Origin of the sequence: Saccharomonospora sp. NPDC046836 (assembly GCF_040645195.1) — a bacterium.
In the GTDB taxonomy this organism is placed as follows: Bacteria; Actinomycetota; Actinomycetes; order Mycobacteriales; family Pseudonocardiaceae; genus Prauserella_A.
Window position 1 is genome coordinate 1 of record NZ_JBEYXW010000056.1, and the last position, 23209, is coordinate 23209.

17 protein-coding genes and 1 pseudogene are annotated in these 23209 nt (G+C 67.8%); 14 read left to right on the forward strand and 4 right to left on the reverse strand.

From position 1 onward, the window contains the following. The 3 genes from ABZ863_RS33085 to ABZ863_RS33095 all read right to left on the reverse strand — a co-directional run. The coding region (locus tag ABZ863_RS33085; RefSeq protein WP_358543463.1) for a hypothetical protein at positions 1–323 on the reverse strand (323 nt) is incomplete at its 3' end. Positions 324–343: 20 nt separating this feature from the next. Further along, the gene (locus ABZ863_RS33090; RefSeq protein WP_358543465.1) at positions 344–2374 is read right to left on the reverse strand and encodes an alpha-amylase family protein; all 2031 of its coding nucleotides are present in this window, start codon (positions 2372–2374) and stop codon (positions 344–346) included. A 278-nt stretch (positions 2375–2652) separates the two neighbouring features. Then, positions 2653–3345 carry a GntR family transcriptional regulator gene (locus ABZ863_RS33095; RefSeq protein WP_358543467.1) on the reverse strand — a complete coding sequence of 231 codons (693 nt, stop codon included), beginning with the start codon at positions 3343–3345 and terminating at the stop codon, positions 2653–2655. A gap of 95 nt (positions 3346–3440) precedes the next feature. Here ABZ863_RS33095 and ABZ863_RS33100 point away from each other — a divergent pair, with 95 nt between their 5' ends. Then, positions 3441–4328, forward strand: a complete 888-nt coding sequence (locus tag ABZ863_RS33100) for an NAD(P)-dependent oxidoreductase (protein ID WP_358543469.1) — start codon at positions 3441–3443, stop codon at positions 4326–4328. Next, on the forward strand, positions 4325–6451 hold the full coding sequence (locus tag ABZ863_RS33105; protein WP_358543472.1) for an alpha-amylase family protein: 2127 nt from the start codon (positions 4325–4327) through the stop codon (positions 6449–6451). Before ABZ863_RS33100 ends, ABZ863_RS33105 begins: the two co-directional genes overlap by 4 nt. Positions 6452–6837: 386 nt before the next feature. Here ABZ863_RS33105 and ABZ863_RS33110 read toward each other — a convergent pair whose 3' ends face one another. Further along, a complete protein-coding gene (locus ABZ863_RS33110; protein WP_358543475.1) occupies positions 6838–8142 on the reverse strand; it encodes an MFS transporter in 1305 nt (434 codons plus the stop codon). A 404-nt stretch (positions 8143–8546) separates the two neighbouring features. Here ABZ863_RS33110 and ABZ863_RS33115 point away from each other — a divergent pair, with 404 nt between their 5' ends. From ABZ863_RS33115 to ABZ863_RS33170, 12 genes and pseudogenes are all read left to right on the forward strand, one after another. Continuing rightward, positions 8547–8876, forward strand: coding sequence for a carboxymuconolactone decarboxylase family protein (locus tag ABZ863_RS33115; protein WP_358543477.1), 330 nt, complete (start codon positions 8547–8549; stop codon positions 8874–8876). Next, complete coding sequence (locus ABZ863_RS33120; RefSeq protein WP_358543479.1) at positions 8873–10714, forward strand: NAD(P)-binding domain-containing protein; 1842 nt, start codon at positions 8873–8875, stop codon at positions 10712–10714. Before ABZ863_RS33115 ends, ABZ863_RS33120 begins: the two co-directional genes overlap by 4 nt. Further along, positions 10711–11652, forward strand: coding sequence for an NAD(P)-dependent oxidoreductase (locus tag ABZ863_RS33125; protein ID WP_358543481.1), 942 nt, complete (start codon positions 10711–10713; stop codon positions 11650–11652). Before ABZ863_RS33120 ends, ABZ863_RS33125 begins: the two co-directional genes overlap by 4 nt. A 454-nt stretch (positions 11653–12106) precedes the next feature. Then, complete coding sequence (locus ABZ863_RS33130) at positions 12107–13093, forward strand: ABC transporter substrate-binding protein (RefSeq protein WP_358543483.1); 987 nt, start codon at positions 12107–12109, stop codon at positions 13091–13093. Positions 13094–13181: 88 nt separating this feature from the next. After that, positions 13182–14930, forward strand: coding sequence for an iron ABC transporter permease (locus ABZ863_RS33135; protein ID WP_358543486.1), 1749 nt, complete (start codon positions 13182–13184; stop codon positions 14928–14930). 22 nt (positions 14931–14952) lie between these two features. Next, positions 14953–16086, forward strand: coding sequence for an ABC transporter ATP-binding protein (locus tag ABZ863_RS33140; protein WP_358543488.1), 1134 nt, complete (start codon positions 14953–14955; stop codon positions 16084–16086). A gap of 453 nt (positions 16087–16539) precedes the next feature. Beyond that, positions 16540–18105 carry a Re/Si-specific NAD(P)(+) transhydrogenase subunit alpha gene (locus ABZ863_RS33145; RefSeq protein ID WP_358543490.1) on the forward strand — a complete coding sequence of 522 codons (1566 nt, stop codon included), beginning with the start codon at positions 16540–16542 and terminating at the stop codon, positions 18103–18105. A 3-nt stretch (positions 18106–18108) separates the two neighbouring features. Beyond that, the gene (gene pntB / locus ABZ863_RS33150; RefSeq protein ID WP_358543492.1) at positions 18109–19524 is read left to right on the forward strand and encodes a Re/Si-specific NAD(P)(+) transhydrogenase subunit beta; all 1416 of its coding nucleotides are present in this window, start codon (positions 18109–18111) and stop codon (positions 19522–19524) included. A gap of 84 nt (positions 19525–19608) precedes the next feature. Continuing rightward, positions 19609–19998 (forward strand): annotated as a pseudogene (locus ABZ863_RS33155) (acetyl-CoA C-acyltransferase); the annotation flags it as partial. 111 nt (positions 19999–20109) lie between these two features. Next, complete coding sequence (locus ABZ863_RS33160) at positions 20110–21039, forward strand: dihydrodipicolinate synthase family protein (RefSeq protein WP_358543495.1); 930 nt, start codon at positions 20110–20112, stop codon at positions 21037–21039. Continuing rightward, positions 21036–22238, forward strand: a complete 1203-nt coding sequence (locus ABZ863_RS33165) for an enolase C-terminal domain-like protein (protein ID WP_358543497.1) — start codon at positions 21036–21038, stop codon at positions 22236–22238. Before ABZ863_RS33160 ends, ABZ863_RS33165 begins: the two co-directional genes overlap by 4 nt. Before the next feature lie 648 nt (positions 22239–22886). Then, on the forward strand, positions 22887–23209 hold a 323-nt coding region (locus tag ABZ863_RS33170), incomplete at its 3' end, for a hypothetical protein (RefSeq protein ID WP_358543500.1).

The window sequence follows — 23209 nt, forward strand, 5'->3', positions numbered from 1 at the left end:
TACCGGGTGATCTGTGAGACGCCGATCTCGACGATGTCCGGCGCCTGGCTTGCCGCCGTGCGTGCCACCAGCCAGGCGTCGAGCGCGCCTTCAGCCTGGACGGTGACGTCGATACGACTGCCGGGATTGTCCCTTTCAAATACTTGTGCGGACTCGCGCAGATAGTCGATCCAGGAACCGTCCTGGTTCATCGCTGCTACGACAGAGCCATCGGCGGGCCGTCGTCCACCGCAGCCGGTGAGCAGGCCGGAGGCGCCCAGCGAGACGCCGGCGATTCCGGCGAGCCGGAGGAGGTGGCGACGGGAGAGAAGTGGGGTGACCATGCGAGTCTCCTTTGACCCGGTCAGGAGGAGATGACGAGCACCTCGAAAAGATCAATGTGGGGGAGTTGGACGCGAAGATCCCGTCCGTCCGTCTCGACGGTGGGTTCCGCGGTCGAGACCAGGGTCTGCACGGTTGCGCCGGCAGCGCCGCGCAGGGTTAGCGTGTGCCCGCCCGCGATCGGGATCGGGTCACCGAAGGTCTGGTGCCGCAGCCCGCTCAGATTGCGGAGGTGCACGATCGTCCCCCGGCTGGAGCGGCCGACGACGACCTCGACCTGCGTCGGTAGGTCGGTATTAAGATCTAGGCTGTCGCCCAGCAGGTCGACTGCGGTGCGCGCGATCAACTCACCGATGGCGTCGAGACCGACCTCGCGGTAGGCCCGCCCTGGTGTCCACGTCAGTGCTGCCGTGGTACCGCGACCGTACTTGTACAGCAGAGCGACCGGGTGATCCAGCTCGAGGTGGCCATAGCACTTCTCCGGTGGACCGTAGGGAGCGCGCGACAGCATGGTCAGCTCGGACGAAGCCTCCGGTCGGGAACGGACGACGTGGAAGGCCCCCAGCACGGGAAGCGGCGTGTCCCCGTCCACGACGGCTGAGGACCATGTCGTCTCGGGCGTGTCACGGATGACAAGCCGTTCGGCCACTCCTGACGAACTCAGCTGCGAGCGTTGACCGTGGAGTCCGGACGACCCCGTCAGAAGTAGGGATCCGCCGGCCTCGACCCAGGCGTCCAGAGCCTGGGCCGTGTCGTTGTCGAAGGCGCCGAGATCGGGCAGGACGACCAGTGTGTACCGGTTGAGCTCGCCCGACAGGATGAGCTCTGCGAGCTGGTCCTCGGCGACGACGTCGAACGGGATGTGCCGCTCGAGCATCGCGGTCCAGGTTCCGCGGAACTCCGCCTCGGCTGCTGCCCGGTCTGGCCCCCCGGGCTTGAGTGGGTCGGACCGGACCAGCGCAGTCCTGGCTGACGGGGCCAGGTCGGTATAGACGTCCTGGTGGTCGCGGTGGAACCGGGTGAGCGCGGCGCCCGCTGAGAGGCAGTCGTAAGGGAACTCGTCGGGGGTGCCCATGATGTAGGTGCACGGCACTCCGCCCCTGGCCATGGCCTGGACCAGGTACTGCTCGAACAGTCTGGGTTGTTCTCCGACCATCCGGAACGGCATGTCGAGGAACGCGACAGCGTTGACGAAGACCGGCCGGGGAGGCTGTTGGGTGCGGCCGATACTGACCGCTTCCGAGGTGAGGTGGGGCCAGAGCTGCCTGCCGACCGCATTGTTCGCCTCGTGGAACACCAGGTCGCGCCGGATCAGCGGGATGTCCGGGCGGCGAGTGGTGATGGCGGTGTGGGCTCGGTCGAGCAGGCTCTCGAGACGGCTCCGAGTCAGCTCTTGCCACCGCTGGTAGCCCGGCGAGTCACGGCCGGTGGGCAGGCGGTCGTCGAAATCGGGGCCGAAGGTCGTGCGGCAGCTCAGGCACTGACACACCCCTCGGTAGCGCTTGGCGTAGTCGACCTCGTTGAAGCCCATCCGGTTGAAGAAGAAGCCGTCGATCCGGTAGAGGTCGAGGATCTCTTCCAGGACTTCAATGACTTTGTCCTGGTAGTACCCGCCGTTCGGGCAGACGCTCGTGAGGCCGTTGTCCTCCTGCATCGAGCCGTCGGGAGCGAGGTAGCACCACTCAGGGTGTGCCTCTGCGACTTCCCGGGACACTTTGGAGAAGTCCATACGAGCCAGCAGCCGGATGCCGCGGCGGTGCGCCGCGGCGAGCGCGTCGCCCACAAGGTCGCCTGAGTCTCGTGCGTGCAGTGTCGGGTTGCGTCGCTGGTGCGGAAGCGCGGTGGGGTAGTTGGAGACGATGCCGCCGACGTTCAGCAGCCAGGCGTCTGCGCCGTAGTCCTCGATGAAGTCGAGGGTCTTCTCGACATCGAGACCGGCATCGATCTCGCGCAGGTTGGTCTGGAACATCCGGAACGGACGGTTCCACCACACGTCAGCGGCTTCGCGGCCGCCGGCTGGGTCCGTTGGCGTGCTCACGATGCCGGCCGGCACGTGAGCGCACCCCGTGCCGTCCGCTCCGGGCGACTGGCCTGCTTTCGCTCCCCGCTCGGTGCCTTCGACCCGACCGGGGCCCCGGTCGGGTTGGGGATGCGGTGACGGTCGATCCACATCGTCTCATCTCCATCGTCGTCGATGACGTGCTGACAAGATGATGCGCATCGGGTATCTGTATGTCAATGATGCCTATGAACCATTGTCTGACATCAAGCAGGCGGTCCGCGCGTTCTCCGTCGGCCCGGGAGAGCGTTGTGTCTTCCCGGGCCTGCTGGTCACCGGTCTGGCGCGGTGTCGCGGGCCGGGTTCTCACGTGCGCGTTCGTCGAGCAGAGCGCGCAGCTTGTCCCGTGCGTGCGTCAGATGTCGGTCGGTCGCGAGCGCCGCGCCGGCTACGTCGCCTGCGCCGATGCAGCGAAGGATCTCGTCGTGTTCGTCGGCGATGACGTCGGCGCGCAACAGTTGGTTGGCCTGCACGCGTGCCATACAGACGTGGGCCTCGGCCAACAGCGAGGAATGCATGCGTTGAAGTCGTGGACTGCCGTCGGCCACAACCAGGGCCCGGTGGAGCGCGACGTCGGACGCGATCGCCAGCGCGGCGTCCTCGACCGAGGCGGCGTGTCGCAGCGACACGTTCGCCAGTGTTGCCTCCGACGGTACGTACGCTCGTTCGGCAAGACGGGCGTGGGCGAATCGCTCGATGACGCACCGACTGTCATACAGGTCGACGATGTCGTCAGGCCCTACCGTCGGGACGACCGATCCGCGACGGCCCTCTCTGACCAGCAGTCCATCGGCGACCAGTCGATCGACCGCCGCTTTCGCGGTGGGCCGGCCGACTCGGAATCGGCTGGCCACTGCGATCTCGGTGACGACCTCACCGGGAGGCTCGTCGCCGACGAGGATGCGATGTCGCAATGCTTCCTCGACCGCGTCGACCACCGATTTGGTCTGCAACCCGTCGGCCACGGCCGACCTCCCGTGCTTTCGTGTCTGACAACGGCCCGCAACGTTCATGTTGCGGTTGTACCTAATGATCTACAATTCTCAGGAAGGACTTCAGTATGTCCATCATCGGTTTCATCGGGCCCGGGACCATGGGCGCGCCGATGGCGCGCAACCTCGTCGCCGCCGGACACGAGGTGCGCGTGTACGGGAGATCGCCCGCTGCACGGGAGCGTGCCGGCGCCACCGGCGGTGTGGTCGCCCCGTCGGTGAAGGAGGCCTGTGTCGGCGCTGACGTCGTGCTGACCATGCTGCCCGACGGTCCGGCGGTGCTCGATGTGCTGCGTGGTGAAGACGGTGCGCTCGGGGCGATGTCGTCGGGTGCGGTGCTGGTCGATCACAGCACGATCAGCCCCGGCGAGGCAGCGCAGGTGCATGAGTCGGCGGCCGCGGCCGGCGTCCGGTGTCTGGATGCTCCGGTCAGCGGGGGCGAGTCCGCTGCAGTGGAGGGGACGCTCGCCATCATGGTCGGTGGGGCACCGGAGGTCCTCGACGCTGTGCGGCCGTTGCTCGAGGTGGTCGGCTCGACGGTGGTGCGGGTGGGGGACGCAGGTGCCGGGCAGGTGGTCAAGGCGGCGAACCAGCTGATGGTTGCGGGGCACCTGCAGATGCTCGCGGAGGCGTTGGTGTTTCTGCGCGCGCACGATGCGGATCTTTCTGCGGCGCTGGAGGTTATCTCGGGCGGCCTGGCGGGTAGCACGGTTCTGGCGCGGAAGGCGCCTGCCATGCAGTCCGGCGACTTCACCCCGGGCTTTCGGATCGCGCTGCATGACAAGGACATGGGCATCGTGGAGGACGCTGCACGAGCGCAGGGACTGGTCCTGCCGGCATCGCGGTTGGTCGGAGGTCTCGTGGCGGCGGTCCGCGCCCGCGGTGGAGGCGACCTCGACCATGCAGCCCTCTACGACCTCGTACTCGGCCTCAACGGGCTGGCGGTGTCGCAGTGACCGGTGGCCGTGCGCAGGAGTTCTCCGAGCTGGATCACCGTCCGTGGTATGACCGCGCCACGCGATGGACGCAGCTGACGTTCGTCGAGGACGATCCGCTGCATTTCGACCGCGCGTTCTGGGCCGACGTCATGTCGCGCACGCATTCTGACGCCGCCTGTATCAGCGCGGGAGGCTACCTCGCCTTCTACCCCAGCGCCGTGCCCCAGCACCGCCGGAGCCGCCACCTCGGCGACCTGGACCTCTTCGGAGCCGTCAACGATGACGCGCGTCGTCTCGGGATGGTAGTCATGGCGCGGGTCGACCCGCACGCTGTCCACACCGATGTGGCCGCGGTGCGCCCGGAATGGCTCGCCCGCGACGAATCGGGAGAGCCGATCCGGCACTGGGCGGTCCCCAACGCGTTTCTCACCTGCCCGTTCGGGCCCTACTACAGCGAGTTCGTGGTCGAGGTGATCCAAGAGATCGCGCAGACCTACGACGTCGACGCGGTCTTCCTCAACCGTTGGAACAGCCGCAGCGTCTCCTACAGCGAGTCCGCCCGACAGGCCTACCGTCGTCAGACCGGGCAAAACCTGCCCGGAACGGGCTCGAACGACGCTGCGGAGTGGTCGACCTACACCCGGTGGCGTGCCGAGTACCTGGGGCAGCAGGTTCTGCGATGGAACGATGCACTCCGGGCGGTCAATCCCCGGGGCAGCGTCATCCCCAATCGCGGCAGCCTGCTGACTCGCGACCTCGACGAGGCAGTATCCGGGCAGCTGGCGCCTGCGATGTTCGTCGACAAGCAGGGCAGATCCACCGACGAACCGGTGTGGACCGCGGGACAACTCGGTAAGAAGGCTCGCGGACTGCATCCCGACCTGCCAGTGACGCTGATCAGCTCCGTCGGCCCCGAGGTTCCCGTGGTCCGCTGGAAGGACGCTGTGGCATCCCCCGCAGAAATCACGACGCGCATCGTGGACGGGTTCCTGCACGGCGCGTCGCCCTGGTTCACCAAATTCAACGCTCGCGTCATCGATCCGCGATGGGTCCCGCCGATCGAGCAGGCGTTCACCCTGCACGAACGCGCAGTACGGCTCTTCGGCGACGCGCGTATCGAAGCGAGAGTGGCGGTCCTCGATACCTGGCGGCCCGACCCGGCCGAGGTCCGCGAGAACCCCCACCTCGATGACGACCCGTCGGAACGCGGCGTTTATCAGGCACTGCTCGAGGCGCGCATCCCGTTCGAGTACCTGGTCGGCGACACACTGGACATGAACCGGCTGCGTGAGTTCTCCGTCGTCGTCCTCCCCGGCAACACCCTGCTCGACCCCGAGCAAGAGCAGATACTGTGCGCCTATGTCGAGAGCGGCGGTGCGGTGGTCGGCGAGGTCGTTCGTGGAGCGACCGGGTGGAAGGCGCCGGCCGCCGAGCCGGGTCAGCTCGCCAATCTCGCCGGGGTTCTTGCTGTCGACACTGTCAGGACCGAGGTTCGCAACAACTACGTCGCGGTGACCGAGCCCGGTCACCGGGTCACGGACCCGTTCGGCCCCACCGAGCGGATCGTCGGCGGTACCGCAGTCGCCGCGGTCCGGGTCGCCGACGACGTCGTCGTACCGTTCCGCTTCGTTCCTGATTTCCCGGACCTTCCCATGGAGGAGGTCTACGCACGGGAAGAGCCGAGCGATCCGGCCGTCGTGCTGCGTGAACACCCGGGGGGCGGACGCACTGCGCTGGTGGCGTTCAATCTGTCCGCTCTCTTCGCCGAGATGGCGCAAGTCGACCACGCCGATCTCATCGCCGCACTCGTTCGATGGGCGCTGAACGACGAGGTCCCCGTCTCGGTGTCCGGGGAGGGCCTCGTCGATCTCGCCGTCCGCCGCTCATCCAGCGCGGTCGTCGTTGCGATCGTCAACCTCGATGCTCCCAACACGTTGCACGGACAGATGCGCACACCCCGCCCACTGGGACCGCAGACGGTGCACGTTCGCGTTCCCGACGGGGTCGATGCGGTGACCATACGTCGCCTGTCCGAGCCCGATCCCGTGCGACAGGAGGTGGTCGGCGGTTCTGTAGACGTGCTGGTGCCACGGATCGCTTGTCTCGAGGTGGTCGAGATCGGGTGGGTCGGCGGCCGCTGAGCCCTACGCTCCCGCGCGAGGCCGACCGGACTCCCCCTGGCCGGTTGGTACATGTACCGCCGGACCGGATCCGGTCGCCCTCAATCCGGCGGGAGATGCGTACCCGGTAAACGGGGCGGAGCTGGGAGATGGTCGCGCAGGACCTGGACCGGAGCCCGGCGAGGAGGGTGATGACACTGCGGTCGCGAGGTTCAGCGGCAGCGGCACCGAGGAAACGGGCGCGTTCCGCACGGCGAGCGTGGAACAGGTTTGGGTTGCGCACGGAGAGGTCAGTGACTGGAAGATCTGCGGGTCAGCGTGTACTACGGACCCGTACCACGCCGGACGGTCCCGGTGCCAGGGCTGCCGGTCACCACCGTGGTCGGTGGTGACCGGCAGCCCGACGGCTACGCCTTCCGCGCCTCCGGCGACTTCGGAGCCGTGGAATCCGCTGCCGGCTCCATCGCAGTCCGAGAGAGCGCACCGGCCGCGGCCGAAGCCAGGCACAGCCCGGCCATGAAGGCGCCGGCGATCCACCAGCCCGACGTACCCTCACCGACCAACGCCACACAGATCGCGGGCACGAAGCCCATCACGAGGTAGGAGATCTGCATCGACAGCCCGGTGCCCGTGTAACGCACGTCCGAGCTGAACTGCCGGCCGTAGAACACCGGCCAGATCCCGTACGGCGCCGAGTAGATGACGCCCTTGAGCAGGATGGCCGAGACCACGGCCAGCCAGACGTTGCCCTCGGCGACCGCGCCGATGAACACCACGCACGCGATCGCGCAGCCGATCCCGCCCGTCACGAAGACGCGCTTGAGCCCCAGGCGATCGGCCATGCGGGCCCAGAACGGGATGAAGACGACGGAGAAGGCCTGAGACGCGGTGATCGCCGCGAGCAGGGTCGTGCTGCCGACGGCGCCATCGCGTGCGGCGAACGAGACCCCGAAGACTTGCTGGAACGACGAGACGCTCTGGAGCAACGCGCAGACCATGACGCAGAAGACCGCCTGCGGGTGGTCGCGCAGGACCCGCTTCAGCGGCGTGCGGGCCTTCTTGGCCGCGGCCTTCGCCTTGGCCTTCGCGCCGGTGAACTCCGGCGACTCGTCGACCCCGCTCCGCAGGTAGAGCGCGATCGGTAGGGTGATCACGCTGATCAGGAACGGGATCCGCCAGCCCCAGGACATCAGCGCGTCCTCGGGCAACGCCGAGATCGGGATGAACACGGCCGTGGCGAGCGCCGACCCCACGGCAGCGCCGTTCGGGGTCCAGCTTGAGTAGAAGGTACGACGGCCCGACGAGGCGTGCTCCATCGTGAGCAGGCTGGCCCCGGTCTGCTCGCCACCGGCACTGATGCCCTGGGCGATGCGGCAGGCCACGAGGATGATCGGAGCGGCGACCCCGATCGATTCGTAGGTCGGGAGAAGGCCGATCAAGACCGACGACAGGCCCATCACGACCAGCGTGATCATGAGTACCCGCTTGCGTCCGATCAGGTCACCGAAGTGGCCGAAGATCACGGCGCCCAGCGGGCGGGCAATGTAGGCGACGCCGAAGGTCGCGAACGCGGCGAGTGTGCCGGTGGCCGGCGTGGTGCTGGGGAAGAACAGCGGCCCAAACACCAGCGCGGCGGCACTGCCGTAGATGAGGAAGTCGTAGTACTCGATGACGCTGCCGAAGAATCCGCTCAGGGCTGCTCGACGCGCCATCCGCTCGTCGGGCTGGGTCGGGGACGTCTCCGGTAAGCCCGGGGCCGGAACCCCCGACCCGGGGGGACTACCAATAGCCATGGTGACCTCGTTGTCGTGGAGGACGGAACAGATCGAGCACCGTCGTGCCGTGGCGCCGCACTGCTCCGGCAGGAGAGCCAGCGCACGACGCGGAGCCGTGCGCTGGCTCACAGTGTCAGATTGTAAGAAGTCGGGCAACCACCAAACGGTAATCAATTTGCTTTCTTGTTCGACGGTGATCTGGAGTCTCGAAAGTTGACTCGGCGTGTAATGTCCGACAAAATCCGCCGTGCGTGTGGCGAGTGACGGTGCCGTGTCGGCGCCTCGGTCTCCAAGCGTGGTGGTGTCGACGATGCGCCGCCGATCTACGAGGAGTGATGCCGATGAACACCCCGTCCGGAAACCCCGTGTACACGGCGGTCCCGCAACTCGGCAGGCTCCGCGACGAGGTGCTCTTCGGTGACGTGTGGGAGCAGCCCGAGCTGTCCGCACGGGACCGCAGCCTGGTCACATGTGCTGTCCTCGCCGCCCGCGGCCGCTCCGACGAGCTGCGGGTCCACCTGCGCCGGGCCGTGGACAACGGCGTGACGGTCGACGAGCTGCGCGGGCTGGTCGTGCAGGTCGCGTTCTACGCCGGCTGGCCCTACGGGGTGGGCGCGGCGCAGGCCGGGCTGGAGCTGTTCGGGGGCGACGCGGGTCAGGAGTCGCGGTGACCGGGGCGGTAGGTTTCGCCGGCCTCGACGCGGGCGGTGTCGGCCTGGCGTTACGTGCCGCCGCACACCGGCCGGTGCGCTTCGTCGCCGACGACGAGACCGACGCGGCCGCGTTGACGGCGGCCGGAGCGACTCCCGTCACCACCGTCGACGAGCTTGCGGCGACCTGCGAGGTGCTGGTTCTCGGCCCGCCGTTGCTGGCGGGGCCGCGCGACCTGGTCGACGACGCGGTGATGGGCTCGTGGCGCGACATCGTCGTCCTGGACCGCAGCCGGTGCACCCCCCGGTCGGCGGTCGAGGCCGCCGCGATCCTGGCCGGACGGGGCGTGACCCTCGTCGATGTCGCACTGCCGGGGCATCTCGACCACCGCGGCGATGATGGCGAGCTGCCGGTGGTGGTCTCGGGTGCCGATGCGGCCGGCACGACGACCGCCCACAAGACACTCGGCCTCCCGGGCGTGCGGGTGATCCCGGCCGGTGGCGCGGGTGCCGCCCGTGCCCTCGACCTGCTCGTGACTGGCCTGGGGGTGTCGACATACCTGGCCACCCTCGAGGTGATCTCGATGGGGCTGAAATTCGGCCTCGGCACGGAGGTCATGGCCGACGTCGTCAACAAGGGCTCCGGCCGGAACACGACGTCACGCACCGTGCTCCCGGCCCTGGTCGCCGGTGAGCCAGTTCGGACCCGGTCCGTCGGCGAGACCCGGCGGGCCGTCGACCGCTTCCTCGGCGTCGCGGCCGAGTCCTGCGTCCCGACCCCGGCCATCGCGGTGGCCGGGAGCGCGTTGCGGGCGGCCGAGCAGCGGCTGGGGGCGCACGCCGCGCTCGACGAGATCGTCGCGGTGCGTGCGGACTCCGCCGACGCGGACACCCGCCCACAGGGAAGCCCCGCCCCGGAGCAGCGACCGGCCTCGGTCGGGTTTATCGGGCTGGGCGCCATGGGCGCGGCGCTGGCCGAACGGTTGCTGCTCACCCGCCCTGTGACCGTGTTCGACGTGCGTCCGGACGCTGTCGGCGCGCTCGAACGCGCCGGAGCCACCGTTGCGGCCAGCGCCGCCGATCTCGCCCGTGACTCCGACGTCGTCATGATCTGCGTTCCTACGTCGCAGATCGTGCGGTCCGTACTGTTCGGTCCGGACGGCATCGCCGACTCGCTGCGTCCCGGGGCCGTCGTGATTGACCACACGACCGGCGACCCGGCCGAGACCGTCGATCTCGGTGCGCGGCTGGCCGAGCGGGGAACGGCCCTGGTCGACGCCCCGGTGTCCGGCGGTACGCGCGGTGCCAAGGCTGGGACGCTGGCCGTGATCTGCGGAGGGCCCGAGGACGAGTTCGCACGCCTGCGTCCTGTGCTGGCGGCGATCAGCCCGAACATCGTGCACTGCGGGCGAACCGGGGCCGGCCATGCGGCGAAGCTCGTGCAGAACGCCATCGCGGCGTGCAACCGCTACCTCACGCTGGAGGCCATCGCGGTAGCGTGCCGGGCGGGTGCAGATCTCGGGACGATCCGCGAGGCGGTCGTAGCCGGAGACGCGTGGAACGGCGGCGCCGAGCGCATCCTCGACGCTCTGCCGCACGACCGGCCCACCACCGACTTCCAGATCGGGCTGATGGTCAAGGATCTCCGGCTGGCCGTGCAGCTCGGCCTAGGTACCGGCGTCCCCATGCCGCTCACCGGGTTGGTGCAGGCCCAGTTCCAGGCGTGTGTCGACGAGCACGGCTACACGGCCAACCTCGACGTGATCGCCCGGTCCGTCGAGAGTTCGGCCGGCCTCCGTTTCCGTGATTACAGCACCCGTCCGAGCCCGGAACCAGGACAGGACAGGAACGACTCATGACTCCCGCCATCGGCTACATCGGACTGGGCAACATGGGCGGTGCCCTCGCCCGGCGCCTTCATTCGACCCATCCGCTCGCCGTGTACGACCGGGACCCGCGGGCGACGGGCGAGCTCGCAACCCTGGGCGCCACGGTCTGCGCCGACCCCGCGGAGGTCGCGAAGCACGCCGACACGATCTTTCTGTGCCTGCCGACGTCCGAGCACGTCCGTGACGTGCTCCTCGGCAGCGGCGGCCTGGCTGGCGCCGCCCGGCCGGGGACACTGGTGGTTGACCAGACGACCGGAGACCCCGCCATCACGCGGGCCCTGTCGGCGGAGCTCGCCGACCGGGACGTCCATCTGATCGACGCCCCGGTCAGCGGCGGGACGCGGGGAGCCGAGAACGGCACGATCGCGATCATGGTCGGCGCGGACGAGGCGCTCCTTGAACGCGTGTGGCCGGTCCTCACCGCGATCAGCCCCAACGTGCACCATGCCGGCGGTGTCGGTACGGGGCACACGATCAAGCTCGTGAACAACCTGCTGTCCTGTACGCAGCGGTTGCTCACCATGGAGGTCGTCTCGCTTGCCGCGGCCAACGGCATGGACCCGTCCACGGCGGTGGACATCCTCCTGGCGGGAGGTGGGCGCAACGCCTACCTCGAGCGGGTGATGGGGCCCGAAATCGTCCATGGCCGGATCACGGCGGGGTTCACCCTGGGGCTGGCGCACAAGGACGTCCGCCTCGCCTGCCAGCTCGGATCCGATTCCGGGGTGCCGCTCTTCTACGGCAACCTCAGCCAGCAGCTCTACCAGAGCGCGATCTCCGCGCTCGGGCGGGACGCCAAGGTTGACTCAGCCGTCGCGGCCGTCGAACGACTCGCCGACACCATGATCATGCCGGCCGATGCCGAGCGCCCCGCACCTTTTGCCGTCAGCGACGGCACAGCGTCGTGACTGTCTTCGACCGCCGGCGACGGCACAAATCGATCGCTGTCTCCGCGCGCCAGCACCGCTGGAATCTGGCCGAAGCTCACGGCGGACACCTGCGATCGCCACGCTGCCGACCTGAATACTGCCGCCTGAAACTGAGTTGGCTACTGAATCGCTGGTGCCAACGCACTGATTCGCAAGAGCTGGCGCGATCAAGGAGTGCGTGACTGCGCGCCTGTCAAGACATGCAAAGTCGAACGATGGTCAATGACCGAAGCGACCGAGCCCGCTAAAGGTCATGCCGGAACGGAAAGGTGCAACGGTGCACGTAAGGCGACATAGATCGAGCCGACCGGCGATCCTGCTGGCGGTGCTATCACTGGTCCTGACGGCATGCGGCGTGAGCCCTTCGGTAGCCGCATGGGAGGTCCCGTCCGGCCCGTCAAACGCCGAGCAGGTGTACGCCCACTTTGATTCCATGCCGGCAAATGAGCGTCTACCGGCACTCGTTCGGGCCGCTCAGGCCGAGGGCAGTCTGACCGTCAACCTCCGTGCTGATCTGGTCGCCCCAGAACTCGAGCGTGCTTTCGAGGATCAGTACGGAATCGACCTTCAGATTGTGAATCCGGGAACGGCGCGGATCACCCGTCAGCAGATCCTGCAGGAAGCCCGCGCCGGCAAGGTCCGCTCGGACGTCATCGAGAGCTACGTGCACGAGATGGACACGATCTACGCTGAGAGTCATGTCATCACCCACCTCCCGCGCTTCCTTCGAGAAAGCGCCCTCGATCCGTCGCTGACGACCGAGTTTTCCGCCGAGACCTTCCAGTACCCGTTTCTGGTCGCCTGGAATACGCAACGTGTCGCGGCGGCGGAGGCGCCTCGTCGGTTCGAGGATCTGCTAAATCCGCGATGGGCCAATCGACTGGTGATGGTCCAGAACTACGAGATGTGGTACAAGGCTCTCTTCGACCGCCTCACTGGCGACGGTATGAGTGTCGAAGAATTCGAACGTGTCTTCCGCCATATCGCCGCCGACTCAAACGTTACAAGCAGTTCGAATCCGGCGAGCGCCTTTCTCGCTTCTGGCCAGTACACGGCAGGCATCAACATCAACCTGAACTCGATCACCCGGATCGATGGCGCACCTATCGCCTTCGAACCTGTCGTAGGGGCAGTGCCGCTGCTGCCCAACGGTATCGGTCTGGCTCGGGACGCACACCATCCCGCGGCAGCGTTGTTGTTTGCCCACTGGTATCTGACCGATGGCGTCCCCATTCTGCAGGAAGAGCAGTTCATCCAGCAGAGTCCGAACGAGACCCGCCTCGACGGGGCACCTGTTGTACGGCCGGAGCTCGATGACCTGGACTCGGCTCGTCTGCAGGAGTGGCGTGAAGCCTACGACGCCCTGCTCCGCGGCGGGGATGAAGTCCTTCCCGCATATGTCCGTGGCGGTACGCCGTGACCGGACTGCGGCCACTTCGTTCCCGGTCCCGGAACGCGCCTCCGCAACCATCAGCTGAGTTCTCCCACGACGAGGTAGGGAGCCCATCGTGACGACTACACACCCGAACAAGCCGCCGACAGGGCAGGCAGTAGCCGGAACCGGGCAAACCGATCGGAGCGGTCGGCGCGGTGGTGACCGCCTTCGCACCGTCGTCTATGTGCTGACCGGACTCGTCGTGCTCTATCTCGTAGGGGCACCTCTGCTGTTCCTCATGTGGGGGACGTTCTTCGACGCAGACGGGGTCACCCTGGACAGCTTCCGTCGGGCCTTCGGCTCCGCGGAGGCAGCCGAGATGGTCGGGAACTCGCTGATGTTCGCCTTCGGAGCCGGCGTCGTCTCGCTGGTGACGGGGACGACGCTGGCCTATCTCTATGCGCGCACGGATGTCCCCTTCAAGTCCGTCTTCTTCGCCGCGTCCCTCGTTCCGCTCATTCTCCCCCCGGTGGTCTACGCGCCCGCCTGGGTCTTCCTTTTCAGCGAGGATGTAGGCGCCATCAGCGGGCCCCTGACGCAGATCTTCGGCGCGTCGCCGGTGAATGCCTATGGCATGACCGGCATGATCGCGGTCGAAGGACTACATCTCGCACCAATCGTGTTCCTGTTCATGGTCGCAGCCTTTCGTTCTATGGACCCATCGCTTGAAGAAGCGGGCAAAGTGTGTGGAGCGCGGTGGTCCGCGGTGGCCCGACGGATCACGCTGCCCCTCGTTAAGCCGGCTCTGGCATCTGCAACGGTGATCGTGATCGTCCTGGGGCTGGAGAGCTTCGAGGTCCCCGTCATGCTCGGCGAGCCAGCGGGCCTGTACGTGTTCACGAGCCGCATCTACTTCCTTACCAACGACTTCCCGGCCGATCTCGGCGCAGCGGGTGCTCTCAGCGTCGCACTGATGGCCGTCGCCGCTCTGCTGCTGGCTGTGACCGGAGGTGGCCGTTCTGGCCGTGAGCACCAGACGGTTACCGGTAAGGCATTCCGGCCGGCGCCGGTTTCGCTGGGCCGGGCACGGGTCTGGGTCGGTAGCGTGGTGGCTTTCTACTTCGTCGTCGCGGTGATCGCGCCGGTACTAGTCCTGATCTATGTCGCACTGAGCCCGTACTATCAGGCACCCAGCATAGAGGCGTTTTCTGCACTCGGTTTCAGCAACTTTGAGAAGCTCGCCGAACTCCCCGGCTTGGGTAGCGCACTGGTGAACACAGTCTTGCTCGCCGTTGTGAGCGCAACGCTGGTGATGCTGGTAACCGTGGTCGCTTCCTCGTTCGTCGTTCGAACTCGGTTGCCGGGTCGGCGCATCCTGGATTGGATCGCGCTCGCACCCCTGATGGTGCCGGGCGTGGTGCTGGGGCTCGGCCTGTCGTTCGTCTACCTGCGGTTCCCGTTTCCCGTCTACGGGACGGTCATCCTGCTCGCGATCGCCTATGTGACCCGGTTCATTCCCTACGGCATGCGGTACGCCGGAGCGTCGATGGCGCAGGTCTCGAACGAGCTCGAGGAGGCCGCGCGGATCGGGGGAGCCCGCTGGGCCACGACGATGCGGCGGGTACTGCTCCCGCTCACCGCTCCAGGGGTGCTCTCGGGCTGGATCTTCGTTCTCATGATCACGTTCCGCGAGCTATCGAGCACGGTGCTGCTCGCCGGTCCGGACTCAGAGGTCCTGTCGGTGATCCTGTTCCGGCAGTACAACGAGGGCACGTTCGGGATCGTCGCCGCACTCGGCGTCCTTATGGCCGTCGCGCTGCTGACCATCATCCTGCTCGCCAACCGTCTCGGGTCCCGCTTCGGCATCCGTGTCGAGGCCTGAACAACGAAAACCGGAGGACGCGATGACCACACCCATGCTGACAGTCGAAGGATTACGGAAGACCTTCTCCGCCGGCACCGGCCGTGCCGAGGACGGGGTGCACGCTATCGACGATGTGTCGTTCGACGTGCAGCCCGGCGAACTGCTGACGCTGCTCGGGCCGTCCGGATGCGGCAAGTCGACCACCTTGCGCGCGATTGCCGGACTCGAACACCCGGACTCCGGGAGGATCTCGATCGGGGACCGGACCGTCTTCCACGCGGACAGCGGCACCCGCCTCGGCCCGGACGAGCGCGGGCTGAGCATGGTGTTCCAGTCGTACGCCATCTGGCCGCACATGAACGTCTTCGACAACGTGGCGTTTCCACTGCAGGTCGTCCCGCGTCGGCAGCGCCGACCGAGACAGGAGATCCGCGATCGCGTCGAACGCGTCCTGCGGACGGTGGAGCTCGGTGGGCTCGGATCGAGGCCGGCGACCAAGCTGTCCGGCGGTCAGCAGCAGCGGCTGGCGCTGGCCCGGGCCCTGGTGACCGATCCCGACCTGCTCCTGCTCGACGAACCGCTGTCCAATCTCGACGCGAAGCTGCGCGAGTCGATGCGGCTCGAGCTGAAGCGGATCCAGCGTTCTCTCGGCGTCACGTCGATCTACGTCACCCACGACCAGGGGGAGGCGCTCGCGCTGTCCTCCCGCATCGCGGTGATGGACAAGGGCCGCATCATGCAGCTCGGGACACCGCGGGAGATCTACGAGGCCCCGACTTGCGAGTTCGTCGCGCAGTTCATCGGCACGTCCAACGTCCTGCCGGCGACCGTCGGCGCGGTCGAGGGCGATCTCGCCGAGCTGAGCACCGAGGTGGGCCCGATCAGCAGCCGGAGCTGGTCCGATCTGACCGTCGGGCAGGACGTATTGGTGATCATCCGTCCCGAGGACATCAGCCTGCGCAGCCCCGACGGTGAGGGTGCGGCCCATTGGCGGGGAAAGGTGGTCGCCGGCGCGTACCTGGGCGAGGCCATCGACTACGTGGTCACCGTCGACGGTCGCGAGCTCCGGTGCCGCAGCGGGCCGTCCGAGAGCGGCCGGATCGACACCGAGGTCGATCTCGACATCGACCCGTCGCGCGTGCACGTGCTCCGCTCCGAGGGCGCGTCGCGGTGACCGGCGCCGCCGTCCGCCGGTCGCTGGTCGCCGCGAACGGACGGGACCCGCGACCGCGGACGGCGGTGGTTTTCACAGGTCCGGCGGTACGCAGTGTCCGCGCGAGTCAGATGGTCGTGCTGCGTAGCAGCTCCTTCGCCATGGGGGACCATGCGGACGACTGCGGCCCCCGGGCCGGCGAGCGACCGGTGCACGAGGTCGCCCTGACCTCCTACGGCGTCGCCGACACGGCGGTGACGCGCCGGCAGTGCGGGCGTCGCCGTGAGCGGCGACGGATTCGCCGAGGTGTGTCCACAGTCGCATCCGCCGTACTGGCGCCCCCACCCCTCAACGCCTACAGTCTGACTGTCAAATGTCAGGCTAATCGCGCGCGGTTTTCGTTGCCGCGGGATCTGCGGCCGGGCGCTGCGACGAGAAATCGTCGGAGCGGACCGACGGTGCAGGAAGGTGGTTATGAGCGCAGCTACCGCGATCTCACCCCGTCCGTTGCGGATCGGAGTGATCGCCGAGTCTGGACCGACCGAAACGCGGGTCGCCGTGACGCCGGAGACGGTCCGGAGGATCCGGGCGCTCGGCTACGCCGTGACGGTCCAGTCCGGGGCCGGCGCCCAGTCGGGCTTCGACGATCCCGCCTACGCCGACGCCGGTGCCGAGATCGTGCGGGAGTCGGCATGGGACGCCGACGTCGTCGTCGCGATCAACCCGCCGCAGCCCGATGAGATCGCGAGACTGCACCCCGGTACGACCCTGATCGCGATGCTGGCGCCCGCCACGGAACCCGACCGGCTGACGGCACTGGCTGAGCGGGGAGTGACGGCGCTCGCAATGGACGCCGTCCCCAGGATCTCGCGGGCGCAGTCCATGGACGTGCTCAGCTCCATGGCAAACATCGCCGGCTACCGCGCGGTGATCGAGGCGGCGCACGCGTTCGGCCGGTCCTTCAATGGGCAGGTCACGGCGGCGGGCAAGGTGCCGCCAGCGAAGGTCCTCGTCGCCGGCGCCGGGGTCGCCGGGCTGGCCGCGATCGCGGCGGCCAACAGCCTCGGTGCCGTGGTACGCGCGACGGATCCCCGCCCCGAAGTCGCCGAGCAGGTGCGGTCGCTGGGCGGCGAGTTCCTCGCGGTGGAAGTCGAGCAGGAGGCCTCGACGGACGGCTACGCGAAGGCGACGTCGGAGGCGTACGACCGGCGGGCGGCGGAGATCTACGCCGAGCAGGCCGCGGACGTCGACATCGTCGTCACGACGGCGCTGATCCCGGGCCGCCGTGCACCGCTCCTGTTCACAGCCGAGCACGTCGCCGCCATGCGGCCGGGCTCGGTGATCGTCGACATGGCCGCCGCCCAAGGGGGCAACGTCGCCGGCACGGTGGCCGGGGAGATCGTGACGACCGCCCGCGGTGTCACGATCATCGGGTACGCCGATCTGCCCGCCCGCCTGCCGGCCCAGGCGTCCCAACTTTACGGGACCAACGTGCTCAACCTGTTGACGCTACTCACCCCCGGGAAGGACGGGCAGCTGACACTGGACTTCGATGACGCGGTCCAGCGTGGGCTGACGGTCGTGCGCGGCGGCGCGACGACGTGGCCACCGCCGCCAGTCGCGGTGAGCGGACCCGCCGCCACCCCTTCCTCCGCGGTGCCTGCGGATGGCGCCGCCGAGCAGCCTCGGCGACCCCGGGCGCCGTGGCTGCGCAGCCTCCTCGGTCTCGGCGCTGGCCTGGTGCTGTTTCTGCTGACGGCGCTGGCTCCGACGGAGCTGGCCGGGCACCTCACGGTCTTCGTCCTGGCCGTCGTCATTGGGTTCTATGTGATCGGGAACGTGCACCATGCGCTGCACACACCGCTCATGTCGGTCACCAACGCCATTTCCGGAATCATCGTGGTGGGCGCGATCCTGCAGTTCGGCGGGACCGTACCGACCACGGTGCTCGCGGCCGTCGCGGTCCTGCTGGCCGCGGTCAACATCGTTGGTGGCTTCGCGGTGACCCGCCGCATGCTGTCGATGTTCACGAGGAGCTGACGGATGCAGACCTGGACGACCGCGGCGTACCTCATCGCCGCCTTGCTGTTCGTCGTCAGCCTGGCCGGCCTGTCGAAACACGAGACCTCGCGCGCGGGCGTCGGGTTCGGCATCGCCGGCATGACGATCGCACTCCTGGCCACCGTGGCCACGGCACTCGGCACCGCACCCGTGTGGGGGGTCGTCCTGCTGCTGGTAGCGCTGCTCGTCGGCGCGTTGATCGGCCTGTGGCGCGCCCGGGTCGTCGAGATGACCGGTATGCCGGAGCTGATCGCGCTCATGCACAGCTTCGTCGGCCTGGCAGCCGTGCTGGTCGGGTGGAACGGCTTCCTCGAGGTCGAGGCCGGGCACATCGAGCTGGCCGGAGCGATGGCCGGTGTCCACCACGCCGAGGTCGCGATCGGCGTGTTCATCGGAGCCGTGACGTTCACCGGATCGGTCGTCGCCTACCTCAAGCTCTCGGCCCGGATCGCCTCCGCACCGCTGCAGCTGCCGGGGAAGAACCTCCTGAACCTGGGGGCCCTCGCGGCGTTCACCGTGCTCACGGTCGTGTTCGTGAGTTCGCCCGGGATGTGGATCCTCGCTGTGCTGACGGCACTGGCTCTGCTCCAAGGGCTGCACCTGGTGGCCTCGATCGGCGGCGGGGACATGCCGGTGGTGGTGTCGATGCTGAACTCGTACTCGGGCTGGGCTGCCGCCGCCGCGGGGTTCCTGCTGGCCAATGACCTGCTGATCATCACCGGTGCGCTGGTCGGATCCTCCGGTGCCTACCTGTCCTACGTGATGTGCAAGGCCATGAACCGCTCGTTCGTGTCGGTGATCGCGGGCGGGTTCGGGGCGTCCACGGCGTCGTCGAGCGGTCCGGGCGTGTCCGGGGAGCACCGGGAGATCGACGCGCAGGGTGTGGCTGACCTGCTCTCCGCCGCCCGCTCGGTGGTCATAGCACCCGGCTACGGCATGGCCGTCGCGCAGGCGCAGGCCCCGGTCGCGGATCTCAGCCGCCGGCTGCGGGATCAGGGCGTCGCGGTGCGGTTCGGGGTCCATCCGGTCGCGGGCCGCCTGCCGGGACACATGAACGTCCTGCTGGCCGAGGCGCAGGTGCCCTACGACATCGTGCTCGAGATGGACGAGATTAACGACGACTTGGCCGACACCGACATCGTGCTTGTCATCGGCGCGAACGACACGGTCAATCCGGCCGCGGCCGAGGATCCCGCTAGCCCGATCGCCGGTATGCCGGTCCTGCGGGTGTGGGAAGCCGGGAACGTGATCGTGTTCAAGCGGTCGATGGCCACCGGCTACGCCGGCGTGCAGAACCCGCTGTTCTTCCGGGACAACTCCCACATGCTGTTTGGTGACGCCGCGGAACGCGTCCAGGACATCCTGACCGCGTTCCGGAGCAGCACCCCCGCCCGCTGAGGCCTTGCCGGATGCTCCGCCGGTCCGTACCGGCTGGCCTCAACCGCGGCGAGGACCTACCACGACGATCTGTGAGGACGATCCATGCGTGATGCGGTGATCTGCGAGCCGCTGCGGACCCCGGTGGGCGCCTTCGGAGGCTCGCTGCGTGACGTCCCGGCCCACGCCCTGGCCGCTACGGTGGTCCGGGCGCTGATGGACCGGACCCGGGCTGGACCCGGCCGCGGTCGACCACGTCGTGCTCGGGCGTTGCTACCCGACGATGGACGCCCCGGCGATCGGCCGGGTGGCCGCGCTGGGCGTCGGCCTTCCGGTCACCGCGGGCGATAACCAGATCGACCGCCGTTGCGGGTCGGGGTTGCAGGCGGTGTTCTACGCGGCGATGCAGGTGCAGACCGGCGCGGCCGAGGTCGCGCTGGCCCGCGGCGCAGATCGATGTCGGGCGCGTCGTTCTACGCCACCGGGATCCGGTGGGCCGGTCGTCGTGATCGTGGGTGACGCGCGAGCGCGGGGTTGTCTGGTCCGCCGACACTGCTCCTAGAGTTACGTGTACACGAAACCTCATCACATATAGGAAAGGACGCTATGAGGCTCGCTGGTCTGTGGCCCGCGCTGCTGACGCCCCTGCACGACGACCTCTCGGTCGATGACCGGGCGCTCCGGGCGCTGGTGGAGGACCTGATCTCACGCGGCGTGGACGGCGTCGTGCCGCTCGGCTCAACCGGTGAGTTCACTGAGTTCGACGCCACTGAGCGGAGAGCGATCCTGGACACCGTGGTGGGCGCCGCGGATGGCCGGGTGCCGGTGCTGGCAGGCGTGAGCGGACTGTCCACCCGTGAAACATGTGTGCATGCTGCCCAGGCACGTGAGGCCGGCGCAGACGCCGTGCTTGTCCTACCACCGCTGTACTGGAAGGTGTCCGATGACCGGATCGTCGACCATGTCGCGCAGGTCGCCGACGCGGCCGGTCTCCCAGTGGTGGTCTACGACTTCCCGGCGCTGACCATGCAACCTCTGACCCCAGCGGTGCTGGCCCGGTTGGCAAGCGAGGTGCCGGCGGTGATCGGCGCGAAGCTGACCGTGCGCGACCTGATGGCGATAACGGCGGCGTTGACCGCCGTCCGCGTGCACCGCCCGGACTTCGCCGTGGTGACCGGTTTCGAGGACTTGGTCGTCGGCGCCATGTGGGCCGGTGCGGACGGCGCGGTGTCTGGAATGGCCAATGTCATCCCGGACGAGATGGTGGCACTCGTCGCGGCCGTCCGGGACAACAACGACGACCTCGCCGAGCGGTACCGCACAGTCCTCGACGCCTTCGACGTGTATGGGCTCAGCCTGCCGGCGATCCCCGGCCTCAAGGCGGCCGCGGCAGCGATCGGCCGGATCCCGCGCGCGGCGGCACGGCTGAACGCCGGGCCGGCCACCGAGGTAGCCGAAGCCGGGAAGCGCTGGGCTGCCGAACATGCGACTACAGCCGACGCCCGGGGGACAACCGAGCGGGATGACACCGCATGAACGAAATACGGGTCGCCAACGTTCGGCTCGTCGAGCTGTCCGCGACTCCAGCTGAGGACCCCGGAAACCACGCCTCTCCGCCTCAAGCCCGCGCCGACACCGGAGTCTATTCCGAGCTGCATCCCGGACCGCAGGGCTGGCCGACCGCATCCAGACCGCGGCGGAAAGCCGCGCTGTACCTCGAGTTGGAGACCACCACTGGAGTCGTGGGCCGCTACGGGCCGGTCGATCGCGCCGCGATCTCCCCGCTCGCGGAGTGGCTCGGCTCCGCCCTGGTGGGAATGCCGGCGCTCGCCGGCAACTACATCTGGGATGTCCTGGCACGCTCGCACCGACACAGCAGGCATGGACACTACAAGATCGCGATGAGCGCGGTGGACAACGCGTTGTGGGATCTTCGAGGCCGTATTGCCGGCCGCCCGGTCTGGCAGCTGCTCGGTGGTGGCGGGCGGCCGAAGATTCCTGCTTACGCCAGCACACTGGGCTCATTCCATGACGGCGACGAGGTCGAACGCACTGCAGCAGAGCTGCTCGATGAGGGTTACACAGCACAGAAGTGGTTCTTCGCAGACGGTCCTGCTCAGGGTGTGGACGGCATGGAACGGAACGTCGCGCTGGTCGAACGCACCCGCTCCGTTGTCGGTGAACGCTCCGCGCTGATGTTCGACGCATTCATGGGTTGGGATGTCGACTACGCCCGCCGATGGTGCGATCGGGTTGAACACCTACGGCCGGACTGGCTGGAGGAGCCGTTAGCTCCTGCCGCGGTCCCAGCCCTCGCCCGGCTACGAGCGTCGACCCGGGTGCCGCTGGCGGCCGGCGAACACCTTTATGACGTCGCGGACGTCCTCCCACTTCTTCAGCGGGGACTCCTATCAGTCCTGCAGGTCGACCCGGAGTGGTGCGGTGGGGTCACCGAGCTGGTGCGAATGTGTGCGGTTGCCGACGCGTTCGGCGTTCCGGTCATCCCGCACGGGCACGGGATTCACGCTGCCTTGCATGTGGTGGCCTCGCAGTCACCGGCTCTCTGCCCCCGAGTGGAGTACCTCTACCACCACAAGCCCGCTCGGCTGGGCTTCGAGCTTGATCCGCCCGCACCGCACGGTGGAGCCTTCGACCTACCAAACCGTCCCGGATTCGGAATCGAGCTCGATGATCACAAAATCGAGCAGCGCACGGACCTCGTCACCACGAGCTGAAGATCGAGGTCGTTGTCCAGGTCAGTCGGGAAGCTCGCCGGATAGTGCTCGGCGATCGATCGAAACAGCTGTCCACGATCGCGGGCGCGTGACGGCTCCGCGCTTCTCCCATTCGAGCCCGGCTGACTCAAGTGCGGTAGCGACGCAGCCACCGTCAATGTCGGACATTATTGCTTTCCGGCTATTGACTTACTGAGATAATCTGGGCAAAATTTTCTCATCACGTCATCGACGACCATCAGGAGCGAGGTGAGGCTCGCGTCCTGTTCTGGACATGGTTTTGCAAGGGTTCGGGCTCGACCCCTCTCAGCGACGCCGGTCATACGAAAGTGGTAGCGGGCAAGAACATTAGGACCTGCGGTCGGTGACCGAGGCTCCGCCGAGCCTTCACCGTGTTCACGCCAGTGCTTGTCAATGACTCAACAGAGCGGCTGATGTCGCCCACGACAGCAACTGGTGCGAATGCATCATGTAGTGCTGGGTCCTCTGACAACTATGCGTACTGCCACGGGTGCCCGGCCGGGTACTTGCTGCTCGCTGATTCTCGCCGGCGAATCAGAATGGTGCGCCCCGCTTGTCCGTGTCCTTGAGATAGGTGTTTGCACGGTAACTGCCATCTCCTCCTGAACGGGTCGAAGGAGACTCGCCATGGTGACTCCACCTATGTCCCGTCGGAATTTGCTCCGGCTCGCCGGGCTGACCGGCGTCTCGTTGGGCACCGCAAGCCTGCTTACCGGCTGCGGTGGACGACGGCCCGCCGATGGCTCAATCGTGGCAGCTATGAACCATGACGGCCCCTGGATCGACTATCTCCGCGAGTCGGGACGGCAATTCGAGACCGATAATCCCGGGAGCCGGATCGAAGTCACCACCCAGCCCGTCGGCCAGATCGACGCTTGGCTGGTGGCCCGCACAGTGGCCAACCAAGCCCCCGACATTGTCGAGATGGGCTTGAACATTCACAGCCGGTT

Coding starts and splice junctions, on each gene's coding strand:
- ABZ863_RS33160 (WP_358543495.1), top strand. CDS start 20,110: ATGAGGCTCGCTGGTCTGTGGCCCGCGCTGCTGACGCCCCTGCACGAC.
- ABZ863_RS33115 (WP_358543477.1), top strand. CDS start 8,547: ATGAACACCCCGTCCGGAAACCCCGTGTACACGGCGGTCCCGCAACTC.
- ABZ863_RS33145 (WP_358543490.1), top strand. CDS start 16,540: ATGAGCGCAGCTACCGCGATCTCACCCCGTCCGTTGCGGATCGGAGTG.
- pntB (WP_358543492.1), top strand. CDS start 18,109: ATGCAGACCTGGACGACCGCGGCGTACCTCATCGCCGCCTTGCTGTTC.
- ABZ863_RS33125 (WP_358543481.1), top strand. CDS start 10,711: ATGACTCCCGCCATCGGCTACATCGGACTGGGCAACATGGGCGGTGCC.
- ABZ863_RS33140 (WP_358543488.1), top strand. CDS start 14,953: ATGACCACACCCATGCTGACAGTCGAAGGATTACGGAAGACCTTCTCC.
- ABZ863_RS33100 (WP_358543469.1), top strand. CDS start 3,441: ATGTCCATCATCGGTTTCATCGGGCCCGGGACCATGGGCGCGCCGATG.
- ABZ863_RS33110 (WP_358543475.1), bottom strand. CDS start 8,142: ATGGCGCGTCGAGCAGCCCTGAGCGGATTCTTCGGCAGCGTCATCGAG.
- ABZ863_RS33130 (WP_358543483.1), top strand. CDS start 12,107: ATGCCGGCAAATGAGCGTCTACCGGCACTCGTTCGGGCCGCTCAGGCC.
- ABZ863_RS33165 (WP_358543497.1), top strand. CDS start 21,036: ATGAACGAAATACGGGTCGCCAACGTTCGGCTCGTCGAGCTGTCCGCG.